Source organism: Micromonospora sp. DSM 43699 (genome assembly GCF_055517075.1).
Window position 1 is genome coordinate 1 of sequence record NZ_JBTMMT010000249.1, and the last position, 419, is coordinate 419.

Below are 419 nucleotides of genomic sequence, written 5' to 3' on the forward strand. Positions count from 1 at the left end.
TGCTGACCGAGCCGGGGGACTGGGTGGTGGTGGAGACCCCCACCTTCTACGGCGCCCTGCAGGCCATGGAGCGGCTGAAACTGAACGCGGTGGAGATCCCGGTGATCCCGGGGGTCGGTATCGATCTGGCGCTGCTGGCCGAGGCGCTGGCCCAGCGCCCTATCAAGGCGTGCTGGCTGATGGGCAACGTGCAGCACCCGCTCGGCCATACGATGCCGGATGGACACAAGCAGGCGCTGATGGCGCTGCTCAACGCGCATGAAGTGCCGCTGGTGGAGGACGACGTCTACGCCGAGCTCTATTTTGGCCGCGAGCGGCCTCGCCCCATCAAGTATTGGGATGCGCGTGGCGAGAGCCTGCTGTGCAGCTCCTTTTCCAAGTGCCTGGCACCGGGCTTTCGGGTCGGCTGGGTGGTGGCG

At 66.8% G+C, this 419-nt stretch carries 1 protein-coding gene; it reads left to right on the top strand.

Annotated elements, in window-relative coordinates; translation table 11 throughout:
- Positions 1-2 precede the first annotated feature (2 nt).
- Positions 3-419: aminotransferase class I/II-fold pyridoxal phosphate-dependent enzyme (locus AC0AIB_RS31490; RefSeq protein WP_465098128.1), on the top strand; the 417-nt coding region annotated here is incomplete at its 3' end.